Annotated in this window: 18 protein-coding genes; 11 read left to right on the forward strand and 7 right to left on the reverse strand. The window is 64.5% G+C overall.

What is annotated here, in order from left to right; all coding sequences use genetic code 11:
• Positions 1–14: 14 nt before the first annotated feature.
• The 4 genes from CUR96_RS08230 (at position 15) to CUR96_RS08245 (ending at position 4403) form a co-directional block, all read left to right on the forward strand.
• Positions 15–1439, forward strand: coding sequence for an O-antigen ligase family protein (locus CUR96_RS08230; RefSeq protein WP_102192827.1), 1425 nt, complete (start codon positions 15–17; stop codon positions 1437–1439).
• Positions 1436–2737: an O-antigen ligase family protein gene (locus tag CUR96_RS08235; protein ID WP_245861141.1), complete on the forward strand. Its 1302-nt coding sequence runs from the start codon at positions 1436–1438 to the stop codon at positions 2735–2737. Before CUR96_RS08230 ends, CUR96_RS08235 begins: the two co-directional genes overlap by 4 nt.
• A 107-nt stretch (positions 2738–2844) precedes the next feature.
• The gene (locus tag CUR96_RS08240; RefSeq protein WP_102192828.1) at positions 2845–3801 is read left to right on the forward strand and encodes a glycosyltransferase family 2 protein; all 957 of its coding nucleotides are present in this window, start codon (positions 2845–2847) and stop codon (positions 3799–3801) included.
• A 2-nt stretch (positions 3802–3803) separates the two neighbouring features.
• Entirely contained in the window at positions 3804–4403 is a 600-nt protein-coding gene (locus CUR96_RS08245) for a hypothetical protein (protein ID WP_102192829.1), read from the forward strand.
• A gap of 10 nt (positions 4404–4413) precedes the next feature.
• Here the strand turns inward: CUR96_RS08245 and CUR96_RS08250 are convergent, their stop codons facing one another.
• The 3 genes from CUR96_RS08250 to glf are packed head-to-tail and all read right to left on the reverse strand — an operon-like array spanning position 4414 to position 7113.
• Positions 4414–5148: an ABC transporter ATP-binding protein gene (locus tag CUR96_RS08250; RefSeq protein ID WP_102192830.1), complete on the reverse strand. Its 735-nt coding sequence runs from the start codon at positions 5146–5148 to the stop codon at positions 4414–4416.
• Positions 5148–5966, reverse strand: a complete 819-nt coding sequence (locus tag CUR96_RS08255) for an ABC transporter permease (protein WP_102192831.1) — start codon at positions 5964–5966, stop codon at positions 5148–5150. The genes CUR96_RS08250 and CUR96_RS08255 overlap by 1 nt, the downstream gene beginning before the upstream one ends.
• Before the next feature lie 10 nt (positions 5967–5976).
• Positions 5977–7113, reverse strand: coding sequence for a UDP-galactopyranose mutase (gene glf / locus CUR96_RS08260; RefSeq protein ID WP_102192832.1), 1137 nt, complete (start codon positions 7111–7113; stop codon positions 5977–5979).
• 119 nt (positions 7114–7232) lie between these two features.
• On the opposite strand from glf, the gene CUR96_RS08265 reads away from it, so the two are divergent.
• The 6 genes from CUR96_RS08265 to CUR96_RS08290 are packed head-to-tail and all read left to right on the forward strand — an operon-like array spanning position 7233 to position 12823.
• The gene (locus CUR96_RS08265; protein WP_102192833.1) at positions 7233–7961 is read left to right on the forward strand and encodes a glycosyltransferase family 2 protein; all 729 of its coding nucleotides are present in this window, start codon (positions 7233–7235) and stop codon (positions 7959–7961) included.
• Positions 7958–8365, forward strand: a complete 408-nt coding sequence (locus tag CUR96_RS08270; RefSeq protein WP_102192834.1) for a DUF2304 domain-containing protein — start codon at positions 7958–7960, stop codon at positions 8363–8365. Before CUR96_RS08265 ends, CUR96_RS08270 begins: the two co-directional genes overlap by 4 nt.
• A complete protein-coding gene (locus CUR96_RS08275; protein WP_102192835.1) occupies positions 8352–9623 on the forward strand; it encodes a hypothetical protein in 1272 nt (423 codons plus the stop codon). The genes CUR96_RS08270 and CUR96_RS08275 overlap by 14 nt, the downstream gene beginning before the upstream one ends.
• Before the next feature lie 42 nt (positions 9624–9665).
• Positions 9666–10694 carry a GDP-mannose 4,6-dehydratase gene (gmd, locus tag CUR96_RS08280; protein WP_102192836.1) on the forward strand — a complete coding sequence of 343 codons (1029 nt, stop codon included), beginning with the start codon at positions 9666–9668 and terminating at the stop codon, positions 10692–10694.
• Positions 10695–10700: 6 nt separating this feature from the next.
• Positions 10701–11639 (forward strand): NAD-dependent epimerase/dehydratase family protein, encoded by a 939-nt coding sequence (locus CUR96_RS08285; RefSeq protein ID WP_102192837.1) that lies wholly within the window; start codon positions 10701–10703, stop codon positions 11637–11639.
• Positions 11636–12823 carry a DegT/DnrJ/EryC1/StrS family aminotransferase gene (locus CUR96_RS08290; protein ID WP_102192838.1) on the forward strand — a complete coding sequence of 396 codons (1188 nt, stop codon included), beginning with the start codon at positions 11636–11638 and terminating at the stop codon, positions 12821–12823. Before CUR96_RS08285 ends, CUR96_RS08290 begins: the two co-directional genes overlap by 4 nt.
• On the opposite strand, the gene CUR96_RS08295 is transcribed toward CUR96_RS08290, so the two are convergent.
• Genes CUR96_RS08295 through CUR96_RS08310 form a run of 4 tightly spaced genes read right to left on the reverse strand, consistent with a single transcriptional unit; the run spans position 12824 to position 17100 of the window.
• The gene (locus CUR96_RS08295; protein ID WP_102192839.1) at positions 12824–13930 is read right to left on the reverse strand and encodes a glycosyltransferase family 4 protein; all 1107 of its coding nucleotides are present in this window, start codon (positions 13928–13930) and stop codon (positions 12824–12826) included. It lies immediately after the preceding gene.
• Positions 13931–13947: 17 nt separating this feature from the next.
• Positions 13948–15033, reverse strand: coding sequence for an acyltransferase family protein (locus CUR96_RS08300; RefSeq protein ID WP_102192840.1), 1086 nt, complete (start codon positions 15031–15033; stop codon positions 13948–13950).
• Positions 15030–16166 carry an NAD-dependent epimerase/dehydratase family protein gene (locus CUR96_RS08305; protein ID WP_102192841.1) on the reverse strand — a complete coding sequence of 379 codons (1137 nt, stop codon included), beginning with the start codon at positions 16164–16166 and terminating at the stop codon, positions 15030–15032. Before CUR96_RS08305 ends, CUR96_RS08300 begins: the two co-directional genes overlap by 4 nt.
• Positions 16167–16209: 43 nt before the next feature.
• Positions 16210–17100, reverse strand: a complete 891-nt coding sequence (locus CUR96_RS08310) for a glycosyltransferase (RefSeq protein WP_102192842.1) — start codon at positions 17098–17100, stop codon at positions 16210–16212.
• 62 nt (positions 17101–17162) lie between these two features.
• Between CUR96_RS08310 and CUR96_RS08315 the strand changes: the two genes are divergently transcribed.
• Positions 17163–18734 carry a DUF2142 domain-containing protein gene (locus tag CUR96_RS08315; RefSeq protein WP_245861145.1) on the forward strand — a complete coding sequence of 524 codons (1572 nt, stop codon included), beginning with the start codon at positions 17163–17165 and terminating at the stop codon, positions 18732–18734.
• Positions 18735–18752 lie beyond the last annotated feature (18 nt).

Raw genomic sequence — 18752 nt, forward strand, 5'->3', positions numbered from 1 at the left:
GTAGCCTGAACGCGATGGCGCAGTACACGAAGCACCCGGTGGCTGCCCTGCCCGCCCCGCCGGAGCGCGAGTCGACAGGGCACTTGATGCTGCGCGCGTACGCCGTCACGGTGCTGTTCGCGACCTTCGCGCACTCCGCGGTGTACAACCTTCTCGGCGAGGTCGGAGCAGGGATCGTCCTGCTGGTCTTCACGCTCGCGACGGCGGCCATCGGCGTGCCGATGCTCGCCCGCAATCGCCCCCAGCCGTTCGCCTGGCGCCGGCTGCCCTGGGCTGCGCTCGGCTACACCGCGCTCGCGCTGGTCTCCGTCGCCTGGTCGCAGTGGCGCGGTCCGACGCTGCTCACCTGGGCGCTGCTGGCCTCGATCACCGTGAACGCCCTCTTCATCGCGCATGCGCTCACCTGGCATGACATCGTGCGAGCCCTTTCGTCGGCGTTCAAGTGGATCCTCGGTCTCTCGTTGCTGCTCGAGCTCTGGGTGTCGCTGTTCGTGCGCGGCCCGATCCTGCCCAACTTCTTCATGGTCCCCGTGGGCGAGGAGATCGACCCGCAGTGGTACTGGGTGCGCGGCAACCTCCTCGACGGCGGACGTGTTCAGGGCATCGTCGGCAATGCGAATCTCCTGGCGGTCATCTGCGTCTTCGCGATCCTCACCTTCGGCATCCTGTTCGCCGCCCGCGCGCGACGGCGGACGATGCTCGCGCTGTGGATGCTCGTCGCCGCGTTCTTCCTCTTCCGGGCATCCTCCGCGACGGCGTACGCGAGCGCCGCGGCAGCCGTCGTCGTGCTCGTCGCTGCTCTGCTCATGCGCCGGGCGACGACGCCCGGCCACCGCACTCGGATCTACGTCGTGTGCGTCGCCGCCGTGGTGGTCGGCGGCGCCGCGCTCTGGGCGCTGCAGGGACCGCTGCTGACGCTCCTCGGCCGCAGTTCCGACCTGACCGGCCGTTCGGACCTCATCTGGGGCAAGGTGCTCGAACGCGCCGGCACACATCCCGTCTTCGGCAACGGGTTCTCCAGCCCGTGGGTTCCCACCGACCCCGCATTCGACGGCTGGATCGTGGATCACAACATCACCGTGTTCCACGCTCACAACATGTGGCTCGACGTGCTGTTGCAGCTCGGGGCGGTCGGGGTCGTCCTGATGGCGGTCGCGTATCTCAGCCTGCTCTGGCGGTCTTGGTTCCTCGCGGTGGACCGCCCGCGGTGGGATCTGCAGGCGGACCGCCCGTACTCGGCGCTCACTCTGCTTCCCAGCCTTTTCACCGTCGTGCTGCTCGTCCAGGGTTACGCGGAGTCGACCCCCATCATGCTGTGGGGGTGGATGCTGCTCGTGCTGCTCTCGTTCAAGATCAAGTCCGTTCCGCTGGTCGGGGTCGGCCTCAGCGAGCGTGCCCGCGTCACCGATCACGGCGAGCGCCGACGGCGGGTTCCGTGACGACGCCGCGCCGGCGGCTGGGGCGCCTGCTCGGCTCCGCGGAGATGGCGCGAGCATTCACGCTCGCCGTGCTCACCGCGATCTTCGGCTCCTTCGCGATCCAGAGGATGACTTCGCCGGTCACCCTCGCCGCGGTCATCGCGGTCCTCTGCGTACTCGGCGCAGGCATCCTCTTCGTGCGGCGTGAGGAACTGTCGCTGCTGCGGATCGCGCCGTCGTCGCTCCTCGCGTTCATGGGCTGGGCGCTGGTCAGCTTCGTGTGGACCACCGACCGCACCGACACGCTCTTGGGCTGGATGTCGCTGTTCGGCTTCGCCTTCCTCGCGATCACGGTCGGCCACATCCGCGACACCCTGCAGACGGTGCGGGCGATCGGGGATGCGCTTCGGGTGCTGCTGGCCGTCTCGTTGGGCCTCGAGATCCTCTCCGGGGTCCTCCTCGACCTGCCGTTCACGTTCCTCGGCATCCAGGGGCAGCTCGCGATGGGCGGCCCCGTGCAGGGCATCTTCGGAACCCGGAACATGCTGGGCTTCGTCGCCGTCATCGCCCTGATCACCTTCGTCATCGAATGGCGCACGCAGTCGGTGAACCCCCCGGTGGCCGTCGCGTCTGTCGGCGTGGCCGGTTTCCTGGCGCTCCTGTCGTCTTCCCCCACCGTTCTGGTGCTCGCCGTGGCCGTCGGCATCGCATCCACCGCCCTGATGATCGTCCGGCATGCCCCCGCCGAGCGTCGCAACGTGGTGCAGTGGGCGCTCGGCGGTGTGGTCGCGGCGGGTCTGACCTTCGCGTTCGTGCTCCGCCACCAGATCATCGCGATGATGGATGCCGGATCCGATTTCTCCGTGCGCGCGACGCTGTGGAACACCATCCTCGACTTCTCGGCTGTGAAGCCGTTGCAGGGCTGGGGGTGGTTCGGCCCGTGGCAGCGCGGAGAGTATCCCTTCACGTACATCAACTTCCAGCTCGACGAACGGCACGAGACGGCCCTGAACGCGTACTTCGACGCCCTGCTGCAGCTCGGCGCGGCCGGGCTCGCGCTGTTCCTGCTGCTCGGCGGCGTCGCCCTCATCCGCTCCTGGCTGGTCGCGAGCGTCCGCCGCCCCGTCGTCTATGCGTGGACGCCTCTCGTGCTGGTCACGCTCGCCGTCGATTCGATGTTCGAGAGCTTCACGCTGGCCGGGACAGGCTGGTTCATGCTCGTGCTGTGCGCGCTGCGTGCCGGGCAGTCGCGCTCCTGGCGCGAGCACATCGATGCGGCGCACACCGGAGCCATCCCGACCCTGCGACCGGAGCGGTAGACCGAACCCCCGCGCGGCGTTCTCGGCTGATCCCGAGCCAGGGCCCGGGTAGGCTGTTGTCAGCTCGCGGCTCCCTGCGGGTGCACAGCTTCCGGAGATCCCACCTCGTGACACACGTCCCCTTCGACCCTGCATCCGCGACGATCGTCATCGTCACCTTCAACCGATCGCACCTGCTCACCGGCCTCCTCACGAGCATCACCGCGATGGATCCGAAACCCGGCCACGTCGTGATCATCGACAATGCCTCGTCGGATGACACGACCGAGGTCGTCGAGTCGTTCCGCGAGGGCATCGGAACCGAGATCGTGTATCGCCGGCTCGAGACGAACACCGGCGGATCCGGCGGTTTCAGCGAGGGAATGCGCACGGCGTACGAGCTCGGATCCGAGTGGATCTGGATGATGGACGACGACGTCGAGGTGCTCCCCGACGGCCTCGCTCGTATGGGCAAGTGGACGCCGCGCTTCAAGAGCATCCAGGGTCGTCGATACGACTACGACGGCAGCGAGTTCTACTGGCAGTACCGCATCGCCGAGCGCATGGGCATCCCGATCCCGTTCGCCCCCTCGGGCTTCGACGAGTCCGGGTTCAAGGAGATGAACAGCGGATGCTTCGAGGGCATGTTCATCCATCGCTCCATCGTCACTCAGATCGGCCTGCCCGATCCGCGCTTCTTCATCTACTGGGATGACCAGATGTACGGCTGGCTCGCCTCACGGAAGACGACAGCGGTGATCGTGGACGAGTTCGTGCTGCGCCGCACCCGTGAGATCAAGCAGTGGGACATGGGCGTCCGTCACATGAACGCGTCCAGCAACGCCTACCGCTTCTACATCATGCGCAATCGGGCATACATCAAGAAGTACTACCGGGCGCACGGCGCCTACAACCCAGTTCTCTTCGCTCTCGGCACGTCGATGACCTTCGCCAAGGAGCTCATCCGTCTCGTCTTCGTGGAGCGCACCGTGCGCGGCACGAGCAATCTGTTCCGTGGACTCCGAGAGGGCGGCAAGCTCAGTCGAGACCGCAACTGGAAGCCGATGCCACCGCTGGAGGCGTGACGATGAGCGAAAATCAGCCCGAAGTCCGGTGGGCACCCATCCCCCCGAAGCCGAAGAATGGCCGCCGCATCTGGCTCATCGTCGGGCTCACGGTCACGGCGCTGGCGATCGTCGGCGCACTGCTGTTCTTCCTGCTCCCGCGCGGCGCTGCCACTCCGGACGTCACGCCCTCACCCACGACGGCTCCGACTCCGACTCCGACTCCCACCTCGACGCCGACCCAGACGCCGGCTCCCACGCCTCCACCTCCCTCACCGGAACCGGTCGTGACCGAGCCACCCGTCGCCGATCCCGATCTGGACGCGTTCCGGGATCAGGTGAGCCCCCGGCTCAGCGATGCCATGACCGGTCTCGACATCGTGTCCGAGACGAGTGGCCAGGAAGCGTTGAGCGTTCTGGACACGCTGCAGGGAGACGCCCAGCACCTCGCAGGTGTCGTGGCCCCCTCGTCGATCCAGGCGACGTGGTACGACAGCGTCTCCGCCTACGCCCAGCGTCTCGAGGAACTGCGCGCCGCCGTCGACGCCGGGTCCGACACGGCGGGCGCCGTGGATGCGGCGCGAGCAGCGGCGGAGCACCTGCGAGGCCTCGTCGGGCTCTGAGCCCTGCGGATCACAGCGCGTAGTCGGCGTTGTAGCGATCGAGGACTTCGCGGATCGGCGCATCGAGCACCAGACCGCCCTTGTCGAGGTAGAGGCCGCGCGTGCAGAAGCGCCGGAGATCCCGCTCGTTGTGGCTGACGAAGAACAGCGTTCGACCCTCGGCGAGCAGTTCGTCGATCCGCTTGTAGCACTTCTCGCGGAAGGCCTTGTCGCCGACGGCGAGCACCTCGTCGACGAGCAGGATCGGCTCGTCGAGCTGCGACACCACGGAGAACGCCAGACGCACCTTCATCCCGTTGGAGAGATGCTTGTACGGGGTGTCCTCGAAGCCGGCCAGCTCGGCGAAGGCGATGATGCCGTCATACCTGCGCGAGACCTCGTCGCGGGACATCCCGTGCAGGCCGGCGGTGAGACGGACGTTCTCGCGCACCGTGAGGTCGCCGACGAAGCCGCCGGTGATCTCGATCAGCGGGGCGACTCCTCCGTCGACGACGACCGTGCCTTCATCGGGGAGCAGCACCTTCGCGACCAGGCGCAGCAGTGTGGATTTGCCCTGGCCGTTGCGTCCGACGACGCCGATCGATTCGCCCGGCTGCACGGTGAACGAGACATCGCGCAGGGCCCAGAACTCGCCCGGCCGCGATCGACGGGATGCCCCGGCGAACAGATCTTTGAACGTACGGTTGCCCCGCCTGTTGCGCCGGAAGTGGACGCCGAGCCCCTGCACTTCGATCGCCGCCGTCATCACAGCTCCTTCAGCACGGGGCGCTCGAGCCGGCCGAAGGTCCATGCTCCCAGCGCGAGGATCGCCAGGCTCATCACGACGCTGATCACGAGGGCGAAGAGGTTCCACTGATCGGGGAAGAACGCCATCCGATACAGCATGAAGATGCCGGCGAGCGGATTGAAGGCTCCCAGCGTCTGGGCGATACCGGGCAGATCCGTGACGTTGTAGATGATCGGCGTCGCGTAGAACATCGCGCGCAGGATCAGCGCCGTCGTCCGCTCCAGGTCGACGTACATGACGCACAGCGGGGCGATGAGCAGCCCCAGTCCGACGAGCAGTACCGTCTGCAGCAGCATCGCCACCGGCATCCAGAGAATGCCCCAGCCGATCTGGACGACGTTGTTCGGGTCCGTCTCCATCAGCAGGCTGATGACGATGAAAAGCACGAGCACCGGGAGCGAGAACAGATACTCGATGCCCTTGCTCAGCACGATGCGGTTCACCCAGATCGTCCGCGGGATCGCCGTGGAGCGCACCAGACGGGCGTCCTTCTTGAAGGCGCGCGTGAAGTCACTGACCGACGAGTTGAACCACACCCAGGGCAGCAGCGCACTGATCAGGAACACGATGTACGGTTCCTCGCCCACGTCGCGGTGGAACACCTGCGTGAAGATGAACCAGTAGATCAGGCTCATCACCAGCGGGTCCAGCACCGACCATACGTAGCCGAGCATGCTGGTCGCGTAACGCACCTTGAGGTCGCGGGCGGACAGGATCCACAGAGAATGCAGGTATCGCCGGGGCGTCCCCGGCGCCCCGACAGCTGCGTGACTCACAATGCCGAGTCTACGAGAGAGAGTTGTTCCACATCGACAGCGCCGAGCCGATGGCCATGTGCATGTCGAGGTACTGGTAGGTGCCGAGGCGCCCGCCGAAGTGCACGCCCTGCTCCCCCTTCGCAAGTTCCCGGTACGCCAGCAGCCCGTCACGGTCCGTCTGCGTGTTGACCGGGTAGTAGGGCTCGTCCTCACGCTCTGCGAAGCGCGAGAACTCGCGCATGATGACGGTCTTGTCCGACGCATAAACTTCTTTGCGCTCGGGGTGGAAGTGCTTGAACTCGTGGATGCGGGTGTACGGGACATCCATGTCGGGGTAGTTCATGACGGTCGTGCCCTGGAAGTCGCCTACGTCGAGCACTTCCTGCTCGAAGTCGAGCGTGCGCCAGCTGAGTGCACCCTCCGTGTAGTCGAAATAGCGGTCGACGGGACCGGTGTAGACCACCGGAACCTGCCCGACGGTCGCGCGCTTGTTCAGCGGCTGCGACTCGTCGAAGTAGTCGACATTCAGCTTCACCTCGATGTTCGGGTGATCTGCCATCCGTTCCAACCACGCGGTGTAGCCGTCGGTCGGCAGTCCTTCCCACGTGTCGTTGAAATAGCGGTTGTCGTAGTTGTAGCGCACCGGGAGTCGGCTGATGATGTCGCCCGACAGCTTCTGCGGGTCGGTCTGCCACTGCTTCGCCGTGTAGTCGCGGAAGAACGCCTCGAACAGTGGACGTCCGACGAGTGCGATGCCCTTCTCCTCGAAGTTCCTTGCTGTCTTCGCGTCGAACTCACCCGCCTGCTCCTTGACCAGTGCCCGCGCCTCATCGGGCGTGTAGGCCGCCTGGAAGAACTGGTTGATCGTGCCGAGGTTCACCGGCATCGGGAACACGACGCCCTTGTGCGTCGTGTAGACCCGGTGCACGTAGTTCGTGAAGGTCGTGAAACGGTTGACGTACTCCCACACGGTCTCGTTCGAGGTGTGGAACAGGTGCGCGCCGTAGCGGTGCACTTCGATTCCGGTCTCGGGCTCGGCTTCGCTGTACGCGTTGCCGCCGATGTGGTGGCGACGGTCGATCACGGTGACCTTGCGGCCGGCGTTGGCGGCGCGTTCTGCGATGGTGAGGCCGAAGAAGCCCGACCCGACGACGAGGAGATCCATTTCCCCATCGTATCGGCGAGCGGCTGGAAGCTCAGTCCTCAAGGCCCGATCCGACTCTTTCGCCCCGTTGCGGGAAGCCTTCGGATCGGACCGTCGCCACCAGTTAGAATCAGCACACCATGCCTTCATCCGCTGAGCGCGCCCTCATCATCGTTCCGGCCTGGAACGAGTCTCAGAACGTCGGGAACACGGTAAGCGAAATTCTCGCGGCCGATCCTGCATACGACGTCGTCGTGGTCGACGATGGTTCGACTGACGACACAGCACATAGGGCTCGCGCGGCAGGCGCCAAAGTGCTGACCCTGCCGTTCAATATGGGAGTCGGCGGTGCGATGCGCACCGGATTCACCTATGCGCAGCGCCGCGGATACCGCAGGGCGATCCAGGTGGACGCCGACGGGCAGCACAATCCGGCCGATATCGCGGCCGTACTGGCGGGACTCTCAACCGCCGATATCTCGATAGGCGCACGATTCGCCGAAGTCGGCGATTACAAGGCCCGAGGGCCGCGGCGATGGGCGATGAAGATGCTCGCGGGAGTGATCTCGCGGATCAGTGGAGTCCGGTTGACTGATGTGACCTCCGGCTTCCGAGCCGCGAACGACCGCGCGATCGATCAGTACGTTCGTTACTATCCCGCCGAGTACCTCGGAGACACCATCGACTCTCTTGTGGGCGCGATCCATGCCGGCCTCACAGTCACCCAGGTCCCGGTCGCGATGCGACCGCGCGCTTACGGCAAGCCGAGTCACAACCCGTTCAGCGCCGCACGGTACTTGCTTCGAGCGACTTTCGCGTTGTCGCTCGCCCTGCTCCGCGGGCGACGCACAGAGGAAGTGCCCGCATGATCGCCATGCTCGGAGTCATATTCGCGCTCGCGGTACTGGGAGTGATCTTCACTCTGCTTCTACGGCGGCAACTTCGTGAGAAGTACGCGATCATGTGGCTCCTCATCGGTTTCGCGATCCTGATTCTCGCGGTCTTCCCCGGACTCCTCGTCGGCCTCTCCGAGCTCCTCAACGTCGAAGTGCCCTCGAACCTGATCTTCGCCCTCGCGCTGGTCCTTCTGGTCGGTGTCACCCTCCACCTGTCATGGGAACTGTCCCAGGCAGAAGACGAGGTGCGGCGTGTTGCGGAAGAAGTGACACTCCTTCGTGCGGACGTCGAATCCCTGATGGCCCAGCGGGGGCGCGAGACAGCGCCGCCGCTCCCTTCGGATCACGAACCCCGAAAGTCCGATGACGACGACTGACGGGGCGGCCCGCGGTTTCCGATGGATTCTGCTCGCCACGGCGGTTGCGGGAGCGTTGGGCTATGTCACCCAGCTGCTCGCCCCCGCACTTCTCGATCCCGCCGCATACGTCGCGTTCTCGGTCGTGTGGTCGACGATCTATCTCTGTGTCTCTGCCATGTCCGGGATCCAGCAAGAGGTCACTCGCGCCTCGCACCGCTCAAGCGATCATGAGCCGAACACGGTTCTGCGCACCTTCACCCTGATCACCGGCGCAGCTGTCGTCGTCGTGAGCTGCATCCTTGGGATCGCCCTCGGCGTCCGCGCAGTGCCCGTGTCTGCATTCGCGCTCTCCGGGATCTTGGCTATCGGACTGGCTGGCTACCTTCTGACCGCCGTGCTCGGTGGCGTCCTCTACGGCCTCCACCTCTGGCGGCACGTGGCGCTACTCACGATCGTGGATGCGGCCCTGCGAACGGCGATGCTCGTGATCGCCTTCTTCCTGCAGCTTCCCGTGATCTGGCTCGCCTGCGCGGTCGCATTTCCTTTCGGTCTCGCATTCTTGGCCATCTGGGCCACGTCTCGGCGCCGGGTCGTCGGCGGGTTCGTTCTCGACGTGCCTTTGGGCGGCCTGATCCGGAACGTGCTCAGCACAGTCGGCGCAGCCGCATGCACCGGCGCGATGATCTCTGGATTGCCGCTCCTCATCGGTCTCACCGGCACGCGCGAGTCTCCCGCAGCGCTGGGCGCCGTGATGCTCGCCATCACCCTCTCGCGCGCGCCCATCGTCGTTCCGATCCTCGCATTTCAGAGTTTTCTGATCTCGGCAGTGTTCCGTGGTCGCGCACGTGCGAGCCCACGCAGAATACTCGCGCTGCTGACCACAGCACTCGGAACCATCTTGTTTCTTGCCATCCTGGCGTTCTTCGTGGGGCCGTTCCTCATCCACATGATTTCCAGCGGCCGGTACAGCATCGAGGCCGGCATGATGGCAGTCATCGTCGCGAGCGCGGGCCTCGTCGGACTCATGTGCATCACGGGCCCTGCGCTCGTCGCGGAACGAAAGCACAGCGTGAACATCGCGGGATGGGCGACCGCGGCCGTTTTCACCGTTCTCAGCCTGATGCTCCCGCTAGATCTGATGACCCGAATCGATATCGCCCTCGCGCTTCCTCCGTGTTTAGGGCTGGTCATCCATCTGGTCGCGCTCCTGCGTCCCGTGCGGCCCGCGCGACCGTCGGTGACGCCGAGGTTCGCTGATTCGTCTCCGCTAGACTGAGTGCGGCCATCGCCCAGACCCTCGCGATCCAGGAGTTCCCCAATGACCGAAAGCAAGTCGCCGAAACGCGCCCTCATCACCGGCATCACCGGACAGGATGGCAGCTATCTCGCCGAACTGCTCCTGGCGAAGGGATACGAGGTCCACGGGCTGATCCGTCGTTCGTCGTCCTTCAACACCCAGCGAATTGACCACGTCTACCAGCCGGCCCAGGCTGAGGACCACCGTCTCTTTCTGCACTTCGCAGACCTCGCGGATGGATCCCGCCTTGTAACCCTCCTCAACGAGATCCAGCCTGATGAGGTGTACAACCTCGCCGCGCAGTCGCACGTCCGCGTCAGCTTCGACGAGCCGGAGTACACGGGCGACGTGACAGGGCTCGGAACGATCCGACTCCTCGAGGCGATTCGCGCCGCACACATCGACTGCCGCTTCTATCAGGCATCAAGCTCCGAAATGTTCGGAGCGACGCCGCCGCCACAGAACGAGGACACGCCGTTCTACCCGCGATCCCCGTATGGAGTGGCGAAGGTGTACTCCTACTGGATCACTCGCAACTATCGCGAGGCGTACGATCTCTTCGCCGTCAACGGCATCCTCTTCAATCATGAGTCCCCCCGTCGAGGCGGCACATTCGTCACTCGTAAGATCACGCGGGCTGCTGCCCGGATCAAGGCCGGCCTCCAGGATGAGCTGTACCTCGGCAACCTGGATTCCGTTCGTGACTGGGGCTACGCACCCGAGTATGTCGAAGGCATGTGGCGAATGCTGCAGCATGACGAGCCGACCGACTATGTGCTCGCCACGAACACCGCGTACACCGTCAAGGATTTCCTGCAGTTCTCGTTCGAGCACGTCGGGCTGGATTGGGAGAAGTACGTCCGGTTCGATGAGCGGTACCTGCGCCCGACCGAGGTCGATGCGCTCGTCGGAGACTACGGACGCGCCAAGGATCTGCTCGGATGGGAGCCGAAGGTGCTCACTCCTCGGCTGGCGCAGATTATGGTCGATGCCGACGTCGCCGCGCTCGAGGTCGAAGGCCGGCACTTCGTCGATCAGGTTCAGAGCTGACGCCACGTGCGCGTACTCCTGACCGGAGCGGGCGGCATGCTCGGCTCCAGCATCGCCGAGAACTGGCGTTCCCGGCGATCCGGCGATGAACTCGTCACCCTCGGACGCCGCGAGGTCGACCTCCGGGACTCGACTGCGACCCTCGATGCCATACGCGAGATCGACCCGGATCTCGTCATCCACAGCGCCGCCTTCGTCGGCGGGATCGGCGACAAGATCGCCCGCCCGTTGCCCTATCTCCTGGACAACCTCGGTATCGACAGGTCGGTGATCGGCGCGTCCGTGGAGATCGATGTCCCGAACTTCCTGTACGTGGCCAGCGCGGCGGCGTACCCGGCGGATGCTGCGAATCCGATCGCGGAATCGCAGCTTTTCGGAGGCTCTCTCGAATCGGCGAATGAGGGCTACGGCCTCGCGAAGCTCACCGGCCTCACGGCCGTAAGGTACGCCGCCCAGCAGACCGGCCACGCTTATCGGTCCATCCTGCCCTCCAACCTCTACGGCCCGAAGGACACTTTCTCACCCGAGCGGGCGCACCTGATCGCCTCAACGATCCGAAAGACCCACGAAGCCAAGGCGAGTGGCGTCGAGAACGTCGAAGTGTGGGGAGACGGCACCGCGCGGCGGGAATTCACGTACGCGCCTGACCTTGCGGATTGGCTGGTCGACGAAATCGACCAGCTCTCGACCTGGCCCGCGACGATGAACGTGGGCGCCGGTTCGGATCACAGCATCCGTGAGTTCTACGAGCTAGCGGCCGAGATCGTCGGCTTCGATGGATCCTTGAGATTCGACCCCACCAAACCGAGCGGCGTGCCCCAGCGTCTGATCGACTCGTCTCTGGCACGCGAGCACGGCTGGCATCCGCAGACGACCATGCTGGACGGCATGCGCGCCTGCTACGACTCCTACCTGAGACAGATTGTGAACGGAGAACTTCGATGACCTCTGCTGAGCCCGCATACCCCCTAGCCACCAGCACTTGGGATGACGCAGAATACGAGGCGATCAAGCGAGTGACCGAGAGCGGTCGTTTCACGATGGGTCCCCTCGTCCGCCAGTTCGAAGCTTCCTTCGCCGAGCACTTCGGCGCAGGTTTCGGCGTCATGGTCAACTCGGGCAGCTCCGCGAATCTCATCGCCGTCGCCGCCGCCGTCCTTGATCCACGATTCGATCTGTCGCGTGGCGACGAGGTCCTGGTACCCGCGGTCTCCTGGCCCACCACTTACTATCCCCTGACTCAGTACGGACTCCGTCCGCGTTTCGTGGACATCGATCTCGACACGCTCAACATGGATCTCGACCTGCTCGAGGAGGCGATCGGTCCTCGCACGAAGGCGATCTTCGCCGTGAATCTTCTCGGCAATCCGAACGACTTCGTCCGACTGCGCGCTCTCGCGGATCGCCACGGCCTGGTCCTGCTGGAGGACAACTGCGAATCGCTCGGTGCTGTGAGCGATGACATCTCCGCGGGAACTGCGGGACTCGTCGGCACCTTCAGCTCTTTCTTCTCCCACCACATCGCCACGATGGAGGGCGGGATCATCCTCACGGATGACGAGCAGCTCTATCAGGAGATGCTCTCTCTCCGATCGCACGGCTGGACACGCGATCTTCCGAACGAGAACCATGTGCACAACAAGACGGGGAACGCATGGGACGACCTGTTCCGATTCGTCCTCCCCGGCTACAACGTGCGCCCGCTGGAGATGGAGGGGGCCCTGGGCATCGAACAGCTGAAGAAGATTCCCGCCCTCATCGCAGGCCGGCGCGAGAACGCCCGCTACTTCCGGGAGCGCTTCGCCGGCATCCCGTCCGTACGGCTCCAGCAGGAGATCGGGGAGAGCAGCTGGTTCGGATTCTCTCTCGTCCTGGAGGAAGGACTGGCCGGGCGCCGCTCCGACCTCGTCGCCGCATTCGCCCAGGCCGGAATCGAATCCCGGCCGATCGTCGCCGGCAACTTCACGCGGAACCCGGTGATGGCGCACCTGGATGCGATCGTTCCCGACGCCCTTCCAGCCGCGGACAAGATCGACACCGACGGCCTGTTCGTGGGAAACCACCACTACCCGGTGACCGACGGCATCGATCTGGTGGCAGAAACGGTCGAGCGCGTCGCGAGGAGCTAGCTAGCGCTTCCGGGGGCTTTCGGTGAGGGCGCGTTCGAAGGATTCGAGCGTGCCCTTTGCCGTACGCTCCCACGAGAACCGCTCGGCCCTGACGTAGCCTCGACGAGTCAGATCCTGCATCAGCACCGCGTCGGTCGCGGCCGTGCGCATCACGTCGGCGATCGACCCCAAGTCGTTCGGATCGATGAACAACGCGACATCGCCCACCACCTCGCGATACACGGGAATGTCGCTGATCATCACCGGCAACCCCGCCATCATCGCTTCCAGCGCAGGAAGGGAGAAGCCGTCGGCGAATGAGGGCATCGCGAGGGCTGTGGCCGTCGAGTACAGCTCGCGCATCTCGTCGGCATCCACCCAGCTCTTCAACGTCACCCAGTCCTGCATGCCGGTCTCGGCGACCACCTCGATGAGCGGGTCGTCACCATGGCTTCCCGTGACCACGACGTGAGGGCGCTGCGCCGGGTCGATCAGAGGAAGCGCTCGAATGAGCGATGGCCAGTTCTTGTGCGGACGACGGTTGCCGGTCGCGAGGATCATCGGGCCGTTCTCCGATGCCCGAGACCGGTCGACATCCTGCATCGGAGTACCGGCGAGCGGCACGAGGTCGACGCGCTCGACGGGCACCTTCAGATAGCGGACGATCGCTTCCCTCGAGACCTCGCTGATGGTCAGGATGCGCGTGGCGTTTCGCGCGGCGATCCTCTCCATGAGCTTGACCGGCTGCGTGTACATCGGTGTCGACATGTACTGCGGATGACTCCAGTACAGCATGTCGTGCATCGAGATCACGGCCGGCATCCTGGTGCGAGCGGGCCCGAGCGTCATCGGGGAATGCAGCAGATCGGCGCCAACTCGGGATGCGGCACGGCCGCAGCGAAGCTCACCCCACGCCCACGAGAATCGGTTCTCGCCGCTGATGCCCGACGCGACCCCCTCGCCGGGGAACCAGCTGCGGTCGAGCTCCCAGCCTTCCTTGCTGAAGTAGCCGATGTATTCGTGCTCCGGAGCCAGTCGCCCCAGCTGTGTGTACAGTTCGCGTGAGTAGGTCTCCATCCCTCCCTTCTTCCCGGTGAGAGAGAGCAGATCGACGAAGATACGGGCCATTGTGTGCTCCAGTTGCGTCAGGCGACGGCGTTCACGACGGGACGGGGAACCGATCGGCCGCGCACGCGACGCATGCACGGCCGCTCCACGAGGAACCAGCTCAATGCGGCGAGCACCACCGTTCCGGCCACGGTGATGAGGATGTACACGGGCATGCCCCACTGCACCCCGCCGGCGAGCGCAACGAGTTGCTGCACGGGCCACGCATAGATATAGAAGCCATAGGAGATGTCGTTGTGTGCGATCCATGTCGGCTGCGGGATCACCGTGGCAAGGAAGAGCAGCCCGTATGCGAGGAATGGTGACGACGCCTGCCCGCCCCATCCTGGCACGAAAGCGATGAGCAGTACTGCGACCGCCAGAGACGCGATGCCGATCCAACGGTTGAGTCCGAACCGCTCGATCACGAAGTATGCACACGCACCTCCCATGAAGAACGGCAGCAGCTTGAAAAGCAACCCGAAATTCGCGTCCAGGCCGAGCCGGCCGGCCAGGCCGATGTTCATCCAGATGACCACGCTGGCGACGAATACCAACGCCGCCGGGACGATCGAGCGGCGGAAGATAGCCAGTGCCCCGAGGATCCAGACGACGAGGTAGCAGAGGAACTCGTAGTAGAGCGTCCAGAGCGAACCGTTCCACGCATTGGGGTACGGGACGGTGTCGAGCGTGGCGCCGATGTCATAGCTGGAGACGGCCAACCCCAGGTTCCCCCAGATGTACTGCAACGGGGTGACCTGGGTCGTGAGATAACCGGCGAGTGTCCCGTGCTCGAGAATCGCAGCGACGGGAGCGAAGACGGCGGCCGTCATGATCAGACAGACGACGAACGCGGGATAGATCCGTGCGACTCGATGCAGAAGGTAGTCGCCTGCTGACGTCCGCATGCGGCTCCTGGTGATCAGGAAGCCGCTGAGAACGAAGAAGCCGGCGACCGCCCAGCCGCCGAGGTTCTCCTCGTGGATATGAGGTCCGGTCCCCCGGCCGGCGATGTACCAGCTGTGGGCGAACAGTACGATCGCTGCGAGCGCCAGTCGGAACAGGTTGAGGCTGTTCCCTCGATACGGGTACGGCTTGCCTGCAAGAAGGGTCCGGGCGCTCACTTGAGGAGGTTTCGGGAGGCCATCTCATCGAGTGACCGCTGATAGGTGTCGCCTTCGACGGGCTCGGTGAGAACCCACTCGACGAAGTTCTGGACGCCATCCGCGAAGGGCGTCTCGGGCGTGAAGCCCAGCACCTCCCGCAACCGGGTGGTGTCGGCTACGTTGTGACGGATGTCGCCGAGGCGGTAGTTGCCTGAGATGTGGGTCGGCACTTCTGTTCCGAACGCCTTGAAGAGCGAGCCGACGACCTCACTGACCGTCGTCGCGACACCGGACCCCACGTTGAAGACCCCGCCCGCTGCGTCGGCATGCGTCACACCGAGGTAGGTCGCTTCGACGACATCGTCGATATAGACGAAGTCGCGACTCTCCAAGCCGTCCTCGAAGATGTTGATGGGCTTGCCCTGGCGGATCAAGGTCGAGAAGATGGACAAGATCCCCGTATACGGGTTCTTGAGGGATTGCCCCGGCCCGTAGACGTTCTGGTACCTCAGGGCCACAGGCTCGATGCCGAGCGTCGGCCCGACCGTCATGATCAGTGATTCCTGCATCTGCTTCGTGATTCCGTACACAGACGAGGGATGCAGCTTCGCAGTCTCGTCGGTCGGGATCAACGACAGTTGCTCCCCCTGCGTCCCGCGGACGTGGAAGTCCCCTTGTGACATGGCTTCATCCGACCGATGAGGCGGATACACGATCTGCCCCTCGCTCGTTTCGTAAGCGCCTTCGCCATAGATCGAGCGAGAGGAAGCGACCACGATGCGCTTCACGGAATGCGGTTCGTTCGCGAGCAGATCGAGGAGCTTGGCGGTGCCCCCGACATTGGTCTCGACATAGCGATCGATCTCGTACATGGACTGCCCGGTACCGGTCTCTGCAGCGAGATGGACAACGACGGTCGCGCCGGAAAGCGCCCTGCGGAGATCTTCGACGCTCGTCACCGTTCCGTGGATGACGGACGCGACGCCGTCGAGCGATTTCAGCAACGGCGAGGACTCGGCCGGATTCGCCCCGTGCACCTGCGGGATGAGTGCGTCGAGCACGGTGACCGCGTGTCCGCCGTCTACGAGCCTCCGTGCAAGCCTGGATCCGATGAATCCGGCGCCACCGGTGATGAGAACGTGTTCAGCCATGGAAGAGGGTCTCCAGTCGTAGTGCGCTCTGCGTGACCCCATGTCAGGGCGCGAAGATATGAGCCAGCGTCGATTGTATCCCGGGCCGCGTTCCCTTCCGGATGACCGTTGGCAGCTCGGCAAGAGCATGCAGCCGTGACATGAGACGAACTCGGGCAGTCAGAGCTGTTCTTCGCCAATTCTGTCCCCGGGCGATCCGTGCGGCCTCGTGGTAGTAAGACCGCTCATCGCGGAATCGCCGCCCATCCAGCAACGTCTTCTGCGAAGCGCTGCCCGAATGGCGTCGATACGAGAACGCGGGCTGGGCGTTGAAGGCGAGGGTGCCGCCCTGGAACGCGACGTCCATCAGGAGCGCAAGATCCTGAATGATCGGGAGGCCGTCACGAAAGTCGATGCGCCGCAACGTCTCTGTCTTCAAGGTCAGCGACGGCCAGTAGAGCCAATCCCCTCTGATGAGACTCGTCGCCATCGCCTCGCCAGTGAGCACAGCGATGCCGTCGCCACCTCTTGGCGCGAGGATCTGCTGTTTGACGCGATCTACCAGCGGTCGCACAGGCGAGCCGTGCCCATCGATGACGTCCACTCCCGGCTGGATCACGTCGGCCTCCGGCACCGCCGAAATGGTGTCTGAGATCACTTCCAGATAGTTCGGATGCATCAGGTCGTCGCAACCGAGAATCGTCACATATTCTCCGCGCACCCGACGGATCGCTTCGCGATAGTTCTCCGTGATCCCGAGATTCACCTCGTTGCGCAGGTACACCACGCGGGGGTCGCCGAGTGAACTGAAGTACTGCGCGACCGAATCATCGGGGTAGCAGTCATCCAGAATCGTCATTCTCCAGTCGTCACGAGTCTGAGCACGCACCGAGTCGACCGTCTCGAAGAGCAGATCCGGCTCTCCCCAGAAAGGCACGAAGATCTCAGGGGTCATCAGATGCGCTCCGTCTGCGAGATGCCTGCTCGAGCGGCGACCTCGACTCTGTCTTGCTGGAAGTGTCTGCACGAGTCTATCGGGGACCGCAGGATACGATGCCATTCGTGCAGCTCAAGAGAATCACGCGTCCCGGACTCCTTCTATCCGCTGTTCCGGTGTTGCTCTTCCTCTCTCTCGTGATGTGGGCCTTTGCCTCGCCTGCAGGATCAAGCCCGGACGACAATTTCCATCTACCTTCCATCTGGTGCGGTCTGGGCGATAGGGAAGGCCTGTGCGAGCCTGCCCAGGGCAACGACGCCCGCCTCGTCCCAGAGCCACTCATCGACGCCAGTTGCTACGCTTTCGCGCCCGAGCAGAGTGGCGCGTGCTGGGATTCAGATGAGAACGGACTCGTGCTGGTCGAGCGGCTGAATACCGGCGGTCTTTACCCACCGCTCTTCTACGGCACCATGTCGATCTTCGCCAGCGAGAATGTCGAGGCGTCCGTCCTAGGCATGCGAATCGCCAATTCGGCGTTGTTCGTCGGATTCCTGACCGTCGTGTTCATCGCGCTCCCGCGCAGACTCCGAGTCCCGCTGGTGATCTCCGTACTCGCCACTGCCGTTCCCTTGGGATTCTTCATCATCCCCTCCACCAATCCGACGTCCTGGACGCTGCTTTCGGCCGCCACCGTGTGGGTCTCCTTCCTCGGTGCATTGACGACCACTGGCCGACGACAGATCGTCCTCTCGGTACTCGCGGTCGTCGCGACGGTGATCGGCGCCGGTGCGCGCGCGGACGCGGCGGCATTTGCCGTCTTCGGTCTGCTCCTGGCGTGCGTGGTCGGCGTTCAGCGTTTGAGCCGATCATTGCTCCTGCCTGCGATCGCAGCCGCCGTCGGCGGCGCGATCAGCCTCGCCTTCTACCTGAGCGCCGGACAGGGTGGCGCGGTCGTGACCGGGCTTGCTCCCGATCAGGTGCCGCTGACGCTCGCTCAGCACGTCGGGAACCTGTTGGAGATTCCAACGCTTTGGACCGGCGCATTGGGAGGGTGGGGACTGGGCTGGCTCGATACGATCATGCCGGGAAGCGTGACGGTCATGGCCAGCTCGGTCTTCTTCGGCGCGATCGCGATCGGCATCCATCGGCTCCCATGGCGTAAGACGATCGCACTCACACTCGCTGTCGCTGCCGCGTGGGGCGTACCCTTCGTCCTACTCGCACAGACTCAGGCGGTGGTCGGTCAGCAGGTGCAGCCGCGATACATTCTGCCTTTGCTCGTGATCTTGATCGGCGTGGCTGCCCTCGATGTCGATCCGGTACGCAGTTGGCAAGGACCAAGACTGCTCGTCGCCGGAATCGCTCTGACGGTCGCAATGGGACTGGCGCTCCATACGAACATCCGTCGATATACCACGGGAATCGACGATCGTGCGATCGATCCTGGGGCCAGGGCCGAATGGTGGTGGTCCGTCGCGCCCTCCCCGTTGATCGTGCTCCTGGTCGGAGTCGTCTCCTTCGCGGCGATCTTCGCGGCGCTCGAAATCGAACTGCGTCGCTCATCGGCAACCGCCCCGCTCGATCTGAGACGCCGTAGCACCACGACCCACGGGGCTCGGCGACGGTTCCCCAGCGGGATCAGCGGGTCGTAGTCACCGCGTCAGGGTTTG

It is taken from the genome of Microbacterium aurantiacum (genome assembly GCF_002872075.1).
GTDB lineage: Bacteria > Actinomycetota > Actinomycetes > Actinomycetales > Microbacteriaceae > Microbacterium > Microbacterium aurantiacum_A.